The 18,647-nt window shown below is 52.0% G+C and carries 13 protein-coding genes; 6 read left to right on the top strand and 7 right to left on the bottom strand.

Features of this window, described 5'->3' with window-relative positions:
• Window positions 1-23 precede the first annotated feature (23 nt).
• A complete protein-coding gene (locus F0L74_RS23530) occupies window positions 24-1,670 on the top strand; it encodes a glycosyltransferase family protein (protein WP_149840360.1) in 1,647 nt (548 codons plus the stop codon).
• Here the strand turns inward: F0L74_RS23530 and F0L74_RS23525 are convergent, their stop codons facing one another.
• On the bottom strand, window positions 1,671-2,411 hold the full coding sequence (locus tag F0L74_RS23525) for a tyrosine-protein phosphatase (RefSeq protein WP_149840359.1): 741 nt from the start codon (window positions 2,409-2,411) through the stop codon (window positions 1,671-1,673).
• Between the two features lie 189 nt (window positions 2,412-2,600).
• On the opposite strand from F0L74_RS23525, the gene F0L74_RS23520 reads away from it, so the two are divergent.
• Window positions 2,601-4,190, top strand: a complete 1,590-nt coding sequence (locus F0L74_RS23520) for a T9SS type B sorting domain-containing protein (protein ID WP_149840358.1) — start codon at window positions 2,601-2,603, stop codon at window positions 4,188-4,190.
• A gap of 2 nt (window positions 4,191-4,192) precedes the next feature.
• On the opposite strand, the gene F0L74_RS23515 is transcribed toward F0L74_RS23520, so the two are convergent.
• A complete protein-coding gene (locus tag F0L74_RS23515) occupies window positions 4,193-4,666 on the bottom strand; it encodes a GAF domain-containing protein (protein WP_149840357.1) in 474 nt (157 codons plus the stop codon).
• Between the two features lie 709 nt (window positions 4,667-5,375).
• Here F0L74_RS23515 and F0L74_RS23510 point away from each other — a divergent pair.
• Window positions 5,376-6,350, top strand: a complete 975-nt coding sequence (locus F0L74_RS23510; protein ID WP_149840356.1) for a terpene synthase family protein — start codon at window positions 5,376-5,378, stop codon at window positions 6,348-6,350.
• A gap of 56 nt (window positions 6,351-6,406) precedes the next feature.
• Here the strand turns inward: F0L74_RS23510 and F0L74_RS23505 are convergent, their stop codons facing one another.
• The gene (locus tag F0L74_RS23505; RefSeq protein WP_149840355.1) at window positions 6,407-7,438 is read right to left on the bottom strand and encodes a hypothetical protein; all 1,032 of its coding nucleotides are present in this window, start codon (window positions 7,436-7,438) and stop codon (window positions 6,407-6,409) included.
• Between the two features lie 145 nt (window positions 7,439-7,583).
• On the opposite strand from F0L74_RS23505, the gene F0L74_RS23500 reads away from it, so the two are divergent.
• The 3 genes from F0L74_RS23500 to F0L74_RS23490 all read left to right on the top strand — a co-directional run bounded on the left by F0L74_RS23500 (window position 7,584) and on the right by F0L74_RS23490 (window position 12,200).
• Window positions 7,584-9,215, top strand: coding sequence for a sodium/sugar symporter (locus F0L74_RS23500; RefSeq protein WP_149840354.1), 1,632 nt, complete (start codon window positions 7,584-7,586; stop codon window positions 9,213-9,215).
• A gap of 126 nt (window positions 9,216-9,341) precedes the next feature.
• Entirely contained in the window at window positions 9,342-10,223 is an 882-nt protein-coding gene (locus tag F0L74_RS23495; protein WP_149840353.1) for an inositol oxygenase family protein, read from the top strand.
• Between the two features lie 228 nt (window positions 10,224-10,451).
• Window positions 10,452-12,200, top strand: coding sequence for a tetratricopeptide repeat protein (locus tag F0L74_RS23490; RefSeq protein WP_149840352.1), 1,749 nt, complete (start codon window positions 10,452-10,454; stop codon window positions 12,198-12,200).
• A 2-nt stretch (window positions 12,201-12,202) separates the two neighbouring features.
• On the opposite strand, the gene F0L74_RS23485 is transcribed toward F0L74_RS23490, so the two are convergent.
• From F0L74_RS23485 to F0L74_RS23470, 4 genes are all read right to left on the bottom strand, one after another.
• Window positions 12,203-13,180: a helix-turn-helix transcriptional regulator gene (locus F0L74_RS23485; RefSeq protein WP_188316130.1), complete on the bottom strand. Its 978-nt coding sequence runs from the start codon at window positions 13,178-13,180 to the stop codon at window positions 12,203-12,205.
• A 299-nt stretch (window positions 13,181-13,479) separates the two neighbouring features.
• Window positions 13,480-13,998 carry an isopentenyl-diphosphate Delta-isomerase gene (gene idi, locus F0L74_RS23480; protein WP_149840350.1) on the bottom strand — a complete coding sequence of 173 codons (519 nt, stop codon included), beginning with the start codon at window positions 13,996-13,998 and terminating at the stop codon, window positions 13,480-13,482.
• Window positions 13,999-14,159: 161 nt separating this feature from the next.
• Entirely contained in the window at window positions 14,160-15,482 is a 1,323-nt protein-coding gene (locus F0L74_RS23475) for a PA2928 family protein (RefSeq protein WP_149840349.1), read from the bottom strand.
• A gap of 38 nt (window positions 15,483-15,520) precedes the next feature.
• A complete protein-coding gene (locus tag F0L74_RS23470) occupies window positions 15,521-18,451 on the bottom strand; it encodes an FAD-binding and (Fe-S)-binding domain-containing protein (protein WP_149840348.1) in 2,931 nt (976 codons plus the stop codon).
• Window positions 18,452-18,647: the final 196 nt, after the last annotated feature.

Genomic DNA, 18,647 nt, shown 5'->3' with positions numbered 1-18,647 from the left:
TAAGTCTAAACAGTACCCCAATTATGCGCAGCAGCGTCTTGTCTGGCATCAGGCAACTGTTATTGAACGGTGTGCTGATACCGGTGGTGTATCTTATTGGGCTGGGTATAATTGCCGTGCAGCACCAGCTTTTTGTGGATTGGGATGGTCCCATGCATTATTTTTCCGCGGTAGAGATCTACAGCGGAAAAGGATATCATGGCTGGCAATCCCATTTCTGGCCGCCTTTATACCCGCTGCTGGGCGGGTTACTTGCACGGGTTATGGATGGTGCCGCCGCCTTAAAAATGGTGTCCGTTATATCGGCTGCATTGCTATTGTATGTCGTGCACCGGTTTGTGCGCTGGCTGTCCGGCAGCAGCGCGGCGGGCTGCCTGGCGCAATGCCTGGTAGCCGTAATCTACGTATTTGTGCATATAAGCATACAGGCGGAAGATCATATGCTGGATTCCCTGTTTTTTATATCGGCCCTGTTTTTACTGCTAAAGAACCTCGATGGCCTGCCGCCCCTCAATTTAAACCGCCGTTACCTGCTCCTGGGTATGCTATGTGCGCTGGCGGGTCTCACCCGGTATACCAGCTATGCCCTGATACCAGCCACTGTGATCACCTTATGCCTGTATTATCCATTTAAAACAGCGGTCAGGTATGGGCTGCTGGTGCTGCTGGGGTTTGCTGTACTCTCCGCCCCCTGGTGGATCGTCAATACCATACACAACGGCAGTCCTTTTGCTACCTGGCAGTACATGAACATTGGGGCAGGCATCTTTGCGGCGGATAATTTTAAATGGTGGTGGTCAGGTATAGATCATTTTAATTCAACGGGAGATGTGTTCCGGCATGCGCCCGGCTTATACCTCCGTAATTTCTTCCGGAACCTGGTGTACGGCCCCGCCCTTATCCTGTACAAAGGGGGCGCCGTGACGATAGTTTGCCTGGTAGCTTGCGGCCTATTCATGTTCTACTACGGCAGCAGGAACAGATGGTTGGTATTGCGTAGCAGAAAGGTGCTGCCCCTGCTCATCACCTTTGTTGTTTTCCTGCTGCTGGTATCACAGGCTTTTGTTTTTGCAGAAGTATTCCTGAGCTGGATGGTGCTGGCCATCCTGTACGGCGCCTGGTCGTTCTATGAATTAATAGGGGCGGGCTCACATGCAAAAGAAAACCCAATAAGGCCTCGTAGCAATTTTATAAAAAAGGCCCTCACCATCTTAATAGCAGTAGCCCTCTGTTGGGATCTTGGGTACACCGTTCGCCACACGCGCTTATATTTGAACGATCCGGCTGGCCTGGAGGAAAACCAGGCAGTAACGGCTGCCATCAAACAACAGGATGATAAGCTGCAAACAAAAACGCTGATGGCCTATCATCCCGGCAGGGCTTATCACCTGGGTACGGGGTTCATCATGTTGCCCATGTATTACAGTGGCGATGTGAGTGGGATAATTACCTTCAAAGGGTTAAGCAACAAAATAAAGGGCTATGCACCGCGTTTCCCTACCGCCCCGCATATAGATAGCATAAAAGCAGATTACCTGGTATATGACAGCCCGGCCCGGAAATGGCTGCCGCAATTTGCTTTTCTGCTGCAGCGGAACAGCCCGTTGACCCCGCCTAATTTCCACCTGGTCTATCTCTCCGGCAAAACAGCCGTATACAGGATCGATTAATTACAGCTCCCTGTTTTTGAACCCATACTCCTCCAGCTGCTTCCGCAGCTTCTTATCCTTGCTGATGGCCTGTATCGCCGCCAGGTGTTTATAATGGTGCAGGTCTGTGCCAATATAGTTGATCATCTTATCGGCCATCAGCTTCTCCGCTATCTTCTGGATATGTTTGCCGTAATATCCGGTTATGGATAACAGGTTCATCTGGAACAGGCAGCCCCATTCCTTTAACTGCTCATATCCGCCGTATTGATGATGGTAGTGATTATAACGCTCCGGGTGGGCCAGCACCGGCTGGTACCCATGTGCCGCCAGGCTGAAGAGCCATTGGTGCAGCTGCGGCGGCGCCTGCATAAAAGACATCTCCACCAGTATCAGCTTGCCCTGCAGGGTAAGCAGCGGGGAAGAGGGGATCAGTTGTTCAAACTGCTCGTCCATATAATACTCCGCCGCAAAGGAAAAGGGAAGGTCCACGCCTTTTTCCTTTAGCGCTGCTTTTACCTGCAGATAAGGCGGCGTAAGTGTATCTACGGAATTAGGATAACGGTCCAGTATGATATGCGGCGTGGTAATGATCTTGCGGATGCCCATTTCCTGCAGCTGTTCAATATAGGCCAGGGAAGTTTCAATATCCTGCACCCCGTCGTCCACTCCCGGTATCAGGTGGGAATGGATATCCGTTTCCATAAAGGATAACAGATCAGTATGGGAAGTGGCAGATGATCGCTTGCGGAAAAAGAACATGTGTACGGATTGTGTTAAGGCTGAGAATGTTACAAATTTTATTCCTTTTTCCCGGATTAACTGGAAAATAACACCATTAGTAAAATAAAAATATGTATATTATTATTAGATAGTCCTATTGCAGGCTCGACTGTATTATTTCATTGTCGATAAAATGCACCCCTGACCTGTGCCTGAATAAAAAGCTGTATGCAGTTTAGCCGCCAATTGAGCACATGTGAATACAGGGATGCACGTTACCATATCTTTTTCGTACTGGTGCATCTGTTATTGTTGTGTCTTTTCTACAACGCTGCCGCGCAGGATATCCCGTTGATCAATCCATCCATGGAAGGGCCGCCCGGGGAGAACAGCACGCCACCCGGCTGGTCCGGTATCAACACGGTGGATCTGCAGCCAGGCACATACGGCGTGGAATTGCCGCCGTCAGATGGCAGTACTTATCTGGGCATGCACGGCGGGCCTTTGTATCACGAGGGCATCTTCCAGCAACTGCAGGGCGTAATGCGGGCGGGCCATTACTATAGCATGTATTTCGATCTGGCTTTTGACTCCCTCTACGGATATAACGCCTGTTATGGCAACCTGGCCATTTACGGCAGCAATACGCCCGGCGATACCACGGAGTTGCTCTGGTCATCCGGTGAGTATACGGATACTACCTGGCAGCGCTACACGCCATTCTTTAGCCCTGCCGCAGATTATACGTACATCTTATTATGCCCCCGTTATAGTGATACCTGTAGCAAAAGTGATCATGGTGTGGTGGTATTGGTGGATAATCTCTCCAACCGCATCTTTGAGCGCCTGAAACTGGAGTTCAGTACCACCATCACCTGTCCGGAGCGTAACACCGGCAGTATTATCCTGAAAGCAGGCGGCGGTACCCCGCCTTATACCTACCATTGGGATCACGATCCTGCCAATGTACCGCGCCTGGAACGCCTGGGCGCCGGTACCTACACCGTTACCGTTACGGATAGTAAAGGCGTCAGCACCAAAGGCCAGGCCATTGTAAAAGCATCCAGCCTGCACTCAGAAGCAAAGATCACCACCTCCCGCTGTTATGGCGATGCGGATAATCTTATAGATATTACCACTACCGGCGGTATACCGCCTTATCGTTATTACCTGGGAGATAATACCAATCCCGCCTATACGCCGGCGTTTGGACCGCTATCATCCGGCATGTACCGGGTACTCGTAAGGGATGAGCAGGGATGTGAGAATCTGCTGGATAGTTTGCCGGCCCTGGATCCACCGGAGCTAGCCATCGTGCAACTTACGGTAAAGCCGTGTAGTTGCGGGGAGGTGCAGAATGGTAAGATCATCCCGCTGGTGCAGGGCGGCACGCCGCCATATGAGTATCGTATCAATAATGGCCTGTGGCAAAGGGACAGCGCTTTTCTGCAGCTGCCGGCGGGTTATTATAAATATGAGATAAAGGACCAGCATGGCTGCGGGTTAAGCGGCGCAAATGAGATCACATCGCCATGGGAGCATTGCCTGGTCATCATGCCTTCTGCCTTTAGCCCCAACGGAGACGGGACGAACGATGTTTTCCGCCCCAAAGTATATGACGATATCAGCAATTTTAAACTCAGCGTGTATAACCGCTGGGGCGGGCTCATATTCCAGAGCAACGACCCGGAAAAAGGCTGGGATGGTATACATAATGGCCGGCCTTCGCTGGCAGAGGCATATGTATATATATGCACCTATAACGACCGCAATGATCAGCCACAGACACTGCAGGGAACTGTTACGTTGGTACGGTAACGTTATATCTCCAGCAAGGCCACGATGGCTTCCAGGTATTCCGCGTCTGTAGTGTCAAAATGATCCGGCTGCTCGCTGTCCACATCCAGCACGCCCACTACCACGCCGTTGCGGATAATGGGTACTACGATCTCTGAACGGGAAAGGCTGCTGCACGCAATATGCCCCGGAAACTGCTCTACATCCGGTACAATAAGGGTGCGCGCCTGTGCCCAGCTGGCGCCGCATACGCCGCGCCCCAGCTGTATACGGGTACAGGCTACCGGCCCCTGGAAAGGTCCCAGCACCAGCTCATCCTGCTTTACAAGATAAAATCCCGTCCAGAACCAGCCAAACTGCTCTTTCAGGGCTGCAGCTACATTTGCCAGGTTGGCTACCAGGTCCGGTTCCCCGGTGATCAGCCCCTTGATCTGCGGGATCAGGGAGGTGTATTGTTCCGCTTTACTACCCTTTATGATATTGAGATCTTCTGCCATAATACAAAGGTAAACCAGGTTGTGGTTATACGAAGCGAAATTAAAGCCCGCCGCTAAAATCAACTAAAAGTTTTGTAATTTTATAGCAGATGCCAACGGGGGGAATGGTCTGTTTTAGCGCAATGGAATGTCTTTAGAAGAGTAACACTATCACCTGCTGCCGGTACGAAAGTAACCCTATTTTATCCTCCCTGTTCTTTATTCAATACAGAACATTAAGATACATGTAAGACACATCAAGTATGAAACCCGCTCATATGAATCCTATTCACGCTCCGCCTTCATGCCTGCAATATCCCTGGATAAGCACAACGCCGTTAATACGCCGGCGGGCATGCATTTACCGGACCATCCATCAACAAAACGCTCATTATGTCAGCCTGGAGTAGCCGCATCACCGTATGATCCGCACGCCTGCCCGTCAATAACGGAACATCTGATTAATATGCCAACAAATACATAATACCGTAAATGCTGTTATAACGGTATTCACAAACGAACATTAACCCCGGCGTAATAGCTGGTGACCGGTAGTGGTCAGTTAACAACAAACATGCTTTGTTAACTGCTGTCTTGCCGGCTGCCGGCCAATCATTACCTGCTAACAACTGCGAACTGCCAACTTCCTGCTACCGGCTGCCATGCCGGGCGGGGAAAGTATACGCGTAACTAAACCGATTTTCTCTTAACCATTAATCTCTGATTGATTATGCAACAGATCCAACTTCCGCGGATGTCATATCCGTTCCCTTCCCTTGTGAACCAATTTGCTGAACAAGCCAACGACCAGAACACGTTATGGGCCCAGACTTTTGGCCTGCTCAAAACAGAAGCCGCCCTTGCCCGTTTCCGCAAGGCTAAATTTGCCTGGTTGGTGGCAAGGACCTTCCCCAATGCCCGTTATGAAGAGCTCTGTATCCTGGCCAATTTCAATACCTGGCTATTCCTGCATGATGATCTGTGCGACGAGGCGCAACTGGGCAAACAGGCCAGCGACCTGCAGGCCGTAACAGATTACTTCACGGAAATATTGACAGGCGAAATAGCGGAACCGGATCGTGGAGGCCCCTTTGCGGCTGCCCTGGCAGATATCTGGCAGCGTATACTGCCCTTTAGCTTACCTGCCTGGCGCCTGCGTTTTATACGCAGTATGGAGGAGTATTTTAAAGCCTGCCGCTGGGAGGCCAACAACCGCGCGCAAGGCCTGGCGCCCGGCGTGGCGGATTATGTGATCATGCGCCCTTATACCGGCGCCCTGTTTGTAGACCTGGAGCTCATCCCCCTCAGCGACCGTACAGACCTGCCGGATCATGTGCTGCAACACTCCATGGTACAACGTCTGGCCCTGGCCTGTAACAACATCGTTTGCTGGACAAACGATATCATGTCATGCCGTAAAGAGGCGGAACAAGGCGATGTGCACAACCTGGTGCTGGCCATTATGCACGAGCGTAACCTGCCCATGCAGGATGCTATCAATGAAACCGTGCGTATGCATGATGAAGAGGTGCGCATCTTTGCGGCGCTGGAAAAGCTGCTGCCTTCCTTTGACCCCGTAACAGATGAGGAGCTGTTGCGCTACGTAGGTGTGCTCCGTTCCTGGATCACAGGCAACTATGACTGGAGCGTGCTGGATACCGGCCGTTACCAGGCAACGCCTGTACCGGTAACTACGCCGCGGTAAATATCGGTTTATCACCAAAAAAGGGCTGGCCATTCAATGATTGGTCAGCCCTTTTACTATACTTTTTTCCATTTCTCAATACGCCGCCCTATCCACCAGAACGATAAGGCCAGTATGGTAAAGAAAAGCCCTTTATGGGTGCGGTCCCACAGGTATTCAAAATAACGGGTATACATATCCAGCAGCAGAAAGATCACGCCCATATCCCGCACCATCGCATCACGCCGTTTAATGCCCAGTAAAACAACGCCGCCGCACAGCACTGTATAACCCGCCACCCACCATATTAACCGCACCTGCCGCAGCTGTTGCCACTCGCTCCAGGTGCCGCTATTGCCAAAGATAGAGATCAGCCAGGCGCTCAGTAGCAGCAATAGCCAGCCGCCCGCCCAGGTAATATGGCCTACGCTATGGTAACGCCGGTTGGGCAGCGCCAAACGGTGCAGGGCCAGCATCACCACTGCCAGCAGGAACAGGCGGCAGGGCAGGTTCATGCCCAGGAACCACGAGGCGTCGCCGGTAATATAATAGGTGAGTTTTACATAAGCAGGCGCCAGGCAAAGCAGGGTAGCGGTCCACAATAGGCGGGAGGGGACCGCCAGCGCCAGCACACCATAACAAAAGGTGGCCAGCAGCCAGAAAAGGCCGTAATTACCGCCCAGGTATTGCAGGCTTTTACCCAGGTATACTACGGTTACGCCCGTACTAAGGATAGGCAGCAACCAATACAGCTCCCGGTTCAGTGAAAACGAAGGCGCGGCCTGTTTGCGGCGGAAACCATTATACGCCAGGAAAATGGTCAGCAGGGCAAACAGCACTGAAATAATGCCATCCGTCAGCGACAGTTTTTTACGCAATACCTCTATCCACTTCTCATCCAGCACCAGGGAGCCAAAGGCCATCAGCGCGCAGGAGATGGCGGCAATAAAGATATAAAGGGTAATGGTCTGCCATTCTATATTATTAGCGCGCACATGCAGGCTTTGCTGCAGCTGCTCCGCCTGTTCCCGGTTGATGAGCTGCGTTTCCTGCCATTGTGCAATGGCTTTTTGTAATAAGCGGTTTTCCCGTTGGTCTACTTCCAGCATAAGATAGTATTGTGTGACGGTATCTAAGAAGCATAAAACATGCCTGCTTATCCCGCTAATTTAGCCCTATTTGCATTTATGACCATTTATCACCATATTCGCAGATTAAGTCTGCCCATTGGCAGGTATAGCACATCCACACTTTATGAATCATCTGCATACGCCTGATTACATCGTCTTCCTGATCTATTTTATCATCGTAGCCGGTTACGGCTATTATATCTACCGGCGCAAACGTTCGGCCGTTACCAGCACCAAAGATTTCTTCCTGGCAGAGGGCTCGCTGACCTGGTGGGCCATTGGCGCATCGCTTATCGCTTCCAATATCTCTGCGGAGCACTTCATTGGTATGTCCGGCTCCGGTTTTGCACTGGGCCTCGCTATCTCCACCTATGAGTGGATGGCCGCGGCTACGCTTATTATCGTGGCCGTGTTCTTTATACCGGTATACCTGAAGAACAAGATCTATACTATGCCGCAGTTCCTGCTGGAACGGTATAACGCGGCGGTAAGTACTACCATGGCCATCTTCTGGCTGCTGGTATATGTTTTCGTAAACCTTACTTCCATCATTTACCTGGGGGCATTGGCTATTTCGGCCATTTCCGGTATTGATTTTGGCTGGTGCGTGACGGGGCTGGCCGTATTTGCCGTTTTTGTGACGCTGGGCGGTATGAAAGTGATCGGTTATACGGATGTGGTGCAGGTGTTTGTACTGATCCTGGGCGGGCTGGTAACCACTTACCTGGCCCTGAACCTGGTATCAGAGCATTTCGGGTATGGAAAAGATATCCTCAAAGGCCTGTCCATCATCAAAAAAGAAGCGCCCACCCATTTCCATATGATCTTTGACAGCTCCCATCCTTACTATAAGGACCTGCCGGGGCTTTCTGTGCTGATAGGCGGCATGTGGATCAATAACCTGAACTACTGGGGCTGTAACCAGTACATTATACAACGGGCCCTGGGGGCCGATCTGAAGACCGCCCGCAGCGGTATCCTGTTCGCGGCCTTCTTAAAGCTGCTCATCCCCGTAATTGCCGTATTACCTGGTATTACGGCCTATGTGCTGTATAAGAACGGCGTTTTTGCGCAGGAAATGACCAATGCAGCCGGCGTCGTTAAACCTGATCAGGCTTACCCCACGCTCATGAACCTGTTACCGCCCGGTCTTAAAGGGCTGGCCTTTGCGGCGCTTACCGCCGCGGTGGTGGCCTCCCTGGCTGGTAAGGCCAATAGTATCTCCACCATCTTTTCGCTGGATATCTATAAGCGGTTCTTTAATAAAGAAGCGTCTGAAAAAAAGCTGGTGCTGGTGGGCCGTTATACGGTGATCATCGCTATGGTCATAGCCAGTATCGTAGCCCCGGCGCTGCGTTCCCTGGACCAGGCCTACCAGTTCATACAGGAATATGTAGGTTTTATCTCCCCTGGGGTACTGGCCATTTTCCTGCTCGGTTTTGTGTGGAAACGTACCACCTCTGCCGCCGCGCTCACGGCCGCGCTGCTCACCATCCCGCTCTCTACTGTGCTTAAATTCCTGCCGGTATGGACCAACGGGGCCTTCCCGGATTATCCTTTCCTGGACCGTATGACCATCGTATTCGTGATCCTGGTGGCGCTGATGATCCTGATCACCCTGCTGGACAGGAAAAGCAAGCTACTGCCGCGTATCATTACCATCGATACGTCCATGTTCCGCACCTCCCCGGCATTTGTGGTAGGATCGGTGATCATTGTGGGGATCTTAACCGCGTTGTACACTGTGTTCTGGTAGCGGATACCGCTAAATAACCGGGGCATTTTAGCATAGAAAAAGTTAGGATTAACCGGCTTAAAACTGTAAATTTAGAGAGATGGAATACCATCAGGACCATAAAAAAACACACTAATATTCACGTTTATGAGGGTAGCAAACCAATTTTCGAACGAAGAGCTGCAGCCTCTGCACAGCATTGAACAATGGGAAGACGACGTATTAAAACGTTATCCTGAAGAGGGAGAACCTTCCAAAGCCAAAGAGGAATTCCGTAATTACGACAATCCCGGCCGCGATACGGTACGTGAGTTTTACCGCCTCAACCACAAATACCAGACGTACGATTTTGTACAGGAAAAGCGGAATGAGTTCCTGCAATTTAACCGCAAGGAAATGCCGGTATGGAGTGCCATGGAATTCCTGAATACCCTGGTAGATGATTCTGACCCGGATATAGACCTGGACCAGCTGCAGCACCTGCTGCAAACCGCAGAGGCCATCCGCGCAGATGGTCACCCGGACTGGTTTGTGCTAACCGGTTTCATACATGATATGGGCAAGGTACTGTGCCTGTTTGGAGAAGCGCAATGGGCCGTAGTAGGGGATACCTTCCCCGTAGGCTGCGCGCACTCTGATAAGATCGTATATCCTGAGTTCTTTGCAGATAACCCGGATACGCACGATGAGCGCTATAATACCAAGTATGGCGTTTACTCTCCCAACTGCGGATTGAAGAACGTGCATATGTCATGGGGCCATGATGAGTACCTGTACCACATCACCAAAGATCACCTGCCGGAGCCGGCTTTGTATATGATCCGTTACCACTCCTTCTATGCACAGCACCGGGAGCATGCTTACGAGCACCTGATGGATGCGCATGATAAGGAGATGTTTGAATGGGTGAAGAAATTCAACCCGTATGATCTGTACTCCAAAAGCCCCAAACCGCCCGTGATCTCGGAACTGAAGCCGTATTACGAAGAGCTGATCGCTAAATACCTGCCTGCTACCGTTCGTTTGTAACAGGCGTATATACCGGCTGTTCAGGGAACAGGAAGTGTTAGCATCCTTTCAATGTAGCAGCAGGTAACGGTTCAATAGATAACAGCGTTTTATAAAAACTATTCAATAGAGGTCAATGCAGCGAAAGTAGCCGTTCCAACGGCATCGCTGCATTTTCTCTTTTTGTGACTATCCCCCAAAAGCCGTATTGTAGCATAATGTTTTATTAACCTCAAACCTGCAAGTAGCATGAGACGAATCCTATTCTTTTCCGCCTGCCTGTTATCGGGTATCCTGTTATTATCTGCCGTAAAAAATTATCACGCCGCCAGGCGGGTAAGCCCCGTGGCTAAAACGGCGCCGGAACGGTTCTATGCCTGGTGCGCCAAAACGGACCGTACCTCCCTGGACCTGTTAACAGACTCCACCAAGCCCATGGCTCCCAAGCTGGAAGGCCTGGGTACCTATCATTGTCCCGTTACCACCAAAGTACCGGAAGCCCAGGATTTCTTTGACCAGGGCCTGCGCCTGTATTATGGCTTCAATCACCTGGAGGCCTACCGTGCTTTCCGGGAGGCGGCCCGCCTGGATCCCGGTTTTGCCATGAGCTACTGGGGGCAGGCGCTTACCCTGGGACCTAATATCAATGCCCCTATGGATGCCGCGGATGAAGGCAAAGTGGTAGAAGCCGTTAACCAGGCCGTAGCCCTTATGGAGCCGGTTACGCCCCGGGAAAAGGCCCTGATCCGCGCCCTGGCCCAACGCTATGTGGCCAACCCGCCGGCGGACCGCCGCCCGCTGGACGAAGCCTACGCCGCCGCCATGCGCGAGGCGCACCAGCAATTCCCGGAAGACCTGGATATCACCTCCCTCACCGCGGAAGCCCTTATGGACCTGCACCCGTGGGACTACTGGCAAAAGAACGGAGACGCCCAGCCCTGGGCCCCGGAAATAGTAGCCCTACTGGAAGGCGTACTGCAAAAAGCGCCGGATCATCCCGGCGGCAACCACTTCTATATCCATGCGGTAGAGGCCTCTGCTACGCCGCAAAAGGCCCTGGCCAGCGCGGACCGGCTGCGTACGCTCATGCCAAATGCCGGCCACCTGGTGCATATGCCTTCGCATATCTATATCCGTACCGGCATGTATGCCAAAGGCTCGGAGACCAACCAGGCTTCTATCAAAGCAGATGAAGCCTATCTTACGGAGTGCCATTCCCAGGGGCTGTATGCGCTCTTCTATCACCCGCATAATGTGCATTTCCTCTGGGCCTGCGCTACCCTGGAAGGCCGTAGTGAACTGGCCCTGCAAACCGCGCGTACCCTGCAATCAAAAGCAGACCGCTCCATGATGTTAAGCCCCTTTGGCTACGTGATCCAGCACCTGTATAGCACGCCCATTTTTGCCATGGTACGTTTTGGTAAATGGGATTCCCTGCTGCAGATGCCCGCCCCGGACAAACACCTGCGTTTTGTGAACGCTATGTGGTTTTATGGACAAGGCGTGGCCTATGCCCGCACCAATCAACCGGAAAAAGCCCAGCTGGCGGCAGACAGCATTGCCGCCATCCGCGCAGATACTTCCCTGAAAAGTATAGAGACCGGCGCGCGTAACTCCTCCTACGCTATTATGGACATTGCGGAAAAGATCGTACGGGGCGAGATAGCCGCCGCACAAAAGGATTATCCCACCGCCATTGCCACCCTCACAGAAGCCGTAAAGCTGGAAGACGCGCTGTTGTATAACGAGCCGGTAGACTGGCACCATCCCGTGCGCGAGCTGCTGGGTGATGTATTGCTGAGGGCCGGACAATTCAACATGGCAGAGCAATACTACCAGGAAGACCTGAAAAACTTTCCGGAAAGCGGATGGGCCCTGATGGGATTGTATAAAAGCCTGGAAGGGCAGGGCAGGGGCAAGGAAGCCGGCGCTGTAAAAAAGCGTTATAATAAAGCCTTTAGCCGGGCGGATATTAAGCTCAGCGGATCGCGGATCTGATCCTACCGGCTTTTCCCTGGCTGTACGCCAAAATACTTGCTAAATGATGAGATAAAATGCGAAGGATGGCTGTACCCCAGCTCATAAGCTATTTCGCTCACCTGTTTATCTGTGGCGTTAAGCTGCTCTTTAGCATATATCATTTTACATTGATGGATGTACTGGAAAAGCGTTTGCCCAAACAGGCTGCGGAACTGTTTCTTCAGCTGGTACTCATTAATGGCAAAGCTGCGGGCAACTCCCTGCAGCGATAGCGGCTCCAGGAAATTAGCGGTGGCATATGCCCGGATGGCGTGCATGGTATCCGTGTCCCGCGCGGAGAGCGCAGTCCCGGGCTGTTTATCCTGGGATAAGGCGGCATATTGCCCTACCTGCAGGGCCAGCATCTCCATGGTCTTGGTTTCCAGGTAAAAAGATTGCCAGTCGCCGGTAAAGGGATTATTATACATATCCTGCAGCACCTGGTACATGGCGGGCTGCATGGGCAGGTTCTGATCAAATGCCCGGGTAGGGCGCTGGTGATGGATAGCCTCGCACAGCGGCGCAATGACCGCCGGTATATGCGCAAATTTTTCCTGCAGCACCCCGGCTGTGAGCGTAATGATAAAATAGCGGTATTTATCCTGGGCGGGGAACAGCAGGTCCAGCTGCGGGGTTTCCAGGTACATGATATTATGGGTGTTGGCGGCAAAAGGCCAGCCGCCCATATGCCGGATATTGGCGTCGGAATAACCATGCAGCTGAAAATGCATGCTTAGCATGGTATCGTCCTGCAGCTGCTGTACCATTACATTGCGCGCAAAGCTGGCGGAGAAACGGAATAGATTGCCCTTTTCAAATGGTTTATGCACCAGCTCCAGGGAGAGCAGCGGTTGCGCCGCCTCCTCCGCCTGGTATAGTTGTACCGCCGCACCAGGTGTGATAACCGGGCTGCGGCGCATAAAAGGATGCATATCTTCCTGCCTTATCACGTAGGCCATGGCCATTTACTTTTAGCGCTATTATTACTCCGTTTAGCGGTATTGTTGCTGCTGCCGGTAACGGTTCTTTGTACAAAAACAACATGCGTTACCTGTTATCCTATATGCAGCATATTGAGAGTATAAAGATAAAGCAATTAAATCACCCGCAAAGGCAGCCCGCTGAGCTTTCCACGCCCGCTGCGCTCTCGCGCATCCGCATCAGGATATGTCCCATCTGCCATCGGCGTCAACGGCAAACAGCTTGCGGAAAAACAGGAAAGACTTGCAGGGAAAGTGATGGAACCGGGTGCTGACAGCTATTTTTCCAGCTGCTCTACCACCATGGGAAATGCCACTTTGAACCAATAGGTGAAACGCTCCGGCGTATCCCTTATCTGGCGGGCTATTTCCTGCAGGCTAAAGAACCCGTATTCATCCACCTCAGCTATATCGGGGACAACTTCGCCATCAAAACGGCCCAGGAATACATGATCATATTCATGTTCTATCAGGCCATTGTCAAAGGTAGCATGGTAAGTAAAAGTGAACAGTTTCTGCAGGGGGCAGTCAAAGCCCATTTCTTCCTGCAGGCGGCGGTGGGCAGCTTCTTCCACTTCTTCGCCGGGTTTAGGATGGCTGCAGCAGGCATTGGTCCAGAGACCGCCGGAATGGTACTTGTGAAAAGCGCGCTGATGCAGCAGCATTTCATTGGCCGAGTTAACGACAAATACGGAAAAAGCCCTGTGTAATAATCCCTTCTGATGCGCCTCCAGCTTCTCCATAGTGGCGAGGGCTTCATCCTGTTCATTTACCAGGATAATATGGTTCGATGTCATAGTGCTAAAGGTTGAGGGAAAATGATTATGAAATTTGAAGATAGGCAAATTATTTAATGTGCAAATGTGTAAATGTGTAAATGTGCAGATGAAATGCCGCGGTTGATGCGTATTACGCCCATCCATCTGCACATCCACTCATCTGCACATCTGCACATTATCTAGTGTCTTATTTTCCATATCACTTTCCCTGTCTGCAGATCAATGCAGGCAGTATGCAGCATCCACGTAAGCAGCAGTTGCTGTTTCGTAAAATCCGCCCATTTAAAGTTGAACTCCGGGTTGCCGCTGGAGAAGGTTGATTTGAACATATTGGTCTCACGGGCATTGTTCGGATCAAAGAAAAAGTCCTGTAAAGTTGCTTGCCAGTGCTGTTTGAGTGGCTGGCCAGGCGTCCAGTCCAGGTAGGAGAGCAGCAGCTGCGCATCCCTTGCGCCGGTAGAGGCATGTATAACAAAGAAGTTGCCGGGTGTTGGCTCCAGCAGCCGGTCTATATCAGCGGTAGCGCTGTGATAGGGGGTGATCAGCGCAGCCTTACGCGTCAGATCATCCATGCGGTAACCTACCTGCAGGATGGCTATTTGGCGGTTGGTGCTGATGTCCTTATCCGGTACTACGCTTAGCTGCTGTACCTTCAGCTGTTTCAGGGAGTCTTGCAGTTTCTTCAGGAGGTTCACCTGGTTTTGTATCTCCTGCAGCTGGCTGGTTTGCAGGGAACGCACGCGGTCTACATTTCCATCCGTCAGGAAGCGGCCATTTAGATAGCCGAGATCATGCTCCAACGGCTTTCCATCTGCACTGGTATTGATATAGTTCCGGGGATTGCCAATAAGCTGCAGTCTTATCTTATCATCATAAGCGGCAGTGGAAGTGGTAGGCTCCGGCGAACGGATAAAGAAGGGCTGGTAACCGGGATCATTGAACTTTTCTACTTTCAGCGTAGCCGGGTCCAACGTATAGCGGAAGCCCTGGTCATCATTCAGCACAATACCACGGTTGGCGTCATACAGGAAATATTGTTTTAGCTGAAACCCGTCTGTTTGATACAGGCGCCCATTTAGGAAGGGGGCCTGCTGCAGCAGTGTGGCTGGCAGGGCAATATCTTTCAGTGTGCGTGGGTCCATGGTGGCCAGGGCAAAGTGTTTGTTCTTCCGGGTAACATACCACAGCTTATTACCGCTGATGGTGAGCAGGGAGCTGGCCTCGTCCTGTTCATCGCCCAGCACTTTGCGGGCTAGCAGATGACCGTCGTGCACATCGTAGGCGGATACGCGGGTGCTGCTGTAGCCGGATACGCTTGTTACACCGCCGCCGGATTCTTTACTGGTAGCATGGAAAACCTTTTCATGAGCGATCAGCACCTGTCCGGCGCTGTCCGTATACAGGAATTCACGGATAATATCATCTGCGCTGCCATTTTCGTCTGATTTAAAGAAACAGCCGGAGCACGCAAACAACAGCAGAATAGGGATCGCATATTTCATTGCGACAAATTAATAAAAAATAGGAAGCATTGTATGTTTTATATCAACGCCGCATGCAATATCTCTATCGGGTGCAGGGCTATTTTGCCGGTGCCGTCCTTTACCTGGTGCCGGCAGCTGGTGCCGGGGGCGGCTATCAGTGTATCCGCCGCAGCATTGCGCACGGCGGGGAACAATACCAGTTCGCCTACCTGCATGGAAAGATCGTAATGCTCCTTTTCATACCCGAAAGAGCCGGCCATACCACAGCAGCCGGAAGGAATTAGCTCCACGGTGTAATTAGCAGGTAATGACAATATTTTCTTGCTGTGCAGCGGGGTGGATAACGCTTTTTGCTGACAGTGCCCGTGCAGTTTGATCTGTTTTTTCTCTGTGCTGAACTGCTCCGGACGAAGCTGGCCTTTTTCCGCCGCCATTGCCAGGAACTCGTCAACCAGGTATACATGTTTGCTCAACTGGTGGGCGGTGTTCCGCAGATCTTCCCGCACCAGGTCCGGGTACTCATCCCGGAAGCTCAGGATAGCGGAAGGCTCTATACCTAGCAGGGGCATATTTTCATTGATGAGGGTACTAAAGATGCGCACATTCTTCTCCGCGATCTCGCGCGCTTTACGCAGCAATCCTTTTGACATCAGGGCGCGGGCGCTCTCCGGGTGTTCCGTCATACGCACTTCGTAACCCAGGCGGTGCAGCAGCTGTACCGTCTTGATGCCGATGGCGGTATCATTAAAATTGGTGAACTCGTCGCAGAAGATATACACTACCGGCGCATTGGCGGGCAGACTGGTTTTTTCCTTAGGCCATTGGCGTTTAAACCAGCTTTTCAGCGTGGTGTTGTGCAGGCCGGGCAGGGAGCGGTCCAGCGCAAAACCGGATACTTTTTTGATCAGGCTACTGGTGGCCTTATTGCGTACCAGCCAGTTATACATGCCGGGGGCAATGGAGGCCAGCGCATTCAGGCTGTTATAATTGGTGATCATCCTGGCGCGGAAGGATACGCCGTTGGCGTCCTGGTAATGCTGCAGGAACTCCATCTTCAGTTTGGCCATATCCACATTGGAGGGGCATTCTGATTTACAGCCCTTACAAGCCAGGCACAGGTCCAGCACTTCGTAGATCTCCTTATGGTCAAAGCGGTTTTCTTTATTGGAATGGGTCAGGAACTCGCGGAGGATGTTGGCGCGTGCGCGGGTAGTATCCTTCTCATTGCGGGTGGCCATATAGCTGGGGCACATGGTGCCGCCGCTTAACTGGGTCTTACGGCAATCGCCGGAGCCGTTACATTGCTCCGCGTGTTGCAGCATGGTCTGCTCCGGGAAATGGAAAATAGTTTGCAGGGAAGGCGTTTGCTGTCCCGGCTCATACCGCAGCATGCTGTTCATAGACGGGGTGTCTACGATCTTATGCGGGTTAAAGATATTCTCCGGGTCCCAGGTATATTTCACCTGGCGTAACAGCTCATAATTCTGGTCGCCTATCATCTGGCGGATAAACTCGCCCCGCAGGCGGCCGTCGCCATGCTCGCCGCTCAGGGAGCCCTGGTATTTTTTTACCAGCGTGGCTATCTCCTCTGCAATGGTGCGGAAAAGCTGGTTGCCTTCCGCTGTTTTCAGGTTGATGATAGGGCGCAGGTGTATTTCCCCGCTGCCGGCATGCGCGTAGTGTACGGCATACAGGCCATATTTTTTGAGTATCTCGTTAAAATCGCGGATATAGTCCGGCAGGTCTTCTACCGCTATGGCGGTATCTTCTATCACGGGTACGGCTTTCTCATCGCCGGGCAGGTTGCTCAGCAGGCCCAGACCCGCTTTACGCAGGGCCCAGATCTTTTTGGTATCGTCTCCAAACAGCAGGGGAAAATGGTAACCCAGGCCAGCGGCCTGCAGCTCCTGTTGTAAGCGTGTAGCAATTTCCGTTATAGCCTCGCGGTTATCGCGGCAGAACTCTATCACCAGTATGGCGCCGGGATCGCCTTGTACAAAAAAGCGGTTCTTGCTTTGTTCGATATTATCCTTGGTACATTCCAGTATATAATGGTCTATCAGCTCGCTGGCGCTGGGTTGGTAGCGCATGGCGATGATATTGGCGCGCAGCGATTCATCAATGTTGTTGAAGTGTACGCATAGCAGGCCGGTCTCTTTGGGCGGCAGCGGCGATATGTTCAATTTTATCTCCGTGAGGAAAGCCAGGGTGCCCTCTGAGCCGGCTATCAGCTTACAGAAGTTAAAATCCTCTGTGCCGGCAGTAAAAGGCGCTGTTTCCAGCAGCAGGTCTATCGCGTAGCCGGTATTGCGGCGGGTAATGCTTTTTTTAGGGAACTGGCGGCGGATCTCTTCCTGGTGGGAGTGGTGGCCCAGTATGCTGCGGATCTGCTGATAGACTTTGGTTTCCAGGCTGCCATCTGTACGCTCGCAGCGGGCATGGAACTCATCCAGGCTAAGGGAGTTGAACACCGCCTCGGAGCCATCGCTCAGCAGGGCCTTTACCTCCAGCAGGTGCTCGCGGGTGCTGCCGTATACCACGGAGTTGGAGCCGCAGGAGTTATTGCCTACCATGCCGCCTATCATGGCGCGGTTGGCCGTAGAGGTCTCCGGGCCAAAATAAAAGCCGTAAGGTTTCAGGAACATGTTCAGCTCGTCCCGCACTACGCCGGGTTGTACCCGTACCCAATGTTCTTCTGTATTGATCTCCAGTATTTTGGTAAAGCTGCGGGATACATCCACCACAATGCCGTTGCCTACTACCTGTCCGGCCAGTGAGGTGCCTGCCGTGCGTGGTATCAGGGAGGTCTTGTTTTCCCGGGCAAAGGTGATCAGCCGTTGTATATCTTGCTCATGCGCCGGTATAGCTACTGCCAGGGGCATCTCGCGGTAGGCGGATGCGTCCGTGGCATATAAAGTACGCATGGTATCGTCATCATACAGGATGCCCTCTAATTCCAGGGCCAGTTGCCGCAGCTTTTCTCGCATAGTGTGTGGTCGTCTATTCTTCTGGATCAGTTTCCGGTGCGAAATTAGTGCGTAATGCGTTAATAAGCTAATTTGCTGATAAGCTGATGGGGAAATTGCGGTTTAATTAGACGGTTTTCTGAAAAGAGGGGTGTTTTTTGAAAAACGGTTAGATGTGGGGGCGGGTTTAGGTATAAACCTACGAATATACGGAAGA

This window comes from Chitinophaga agrisoli (assembly GCF_008386695.1).
Taxonomy (GTDB): domain Bacteria; phylum Bacteroidota; class Bacteroidia; order Chitinophagales; family Chitinophagaceae; genus Chitinophaga; species Chitinophaga agrisoli.
Note: the sequence above shows the minus strand (reverse complement) of the source record. Positions and strands in the feature narration are given on the sequence as shown.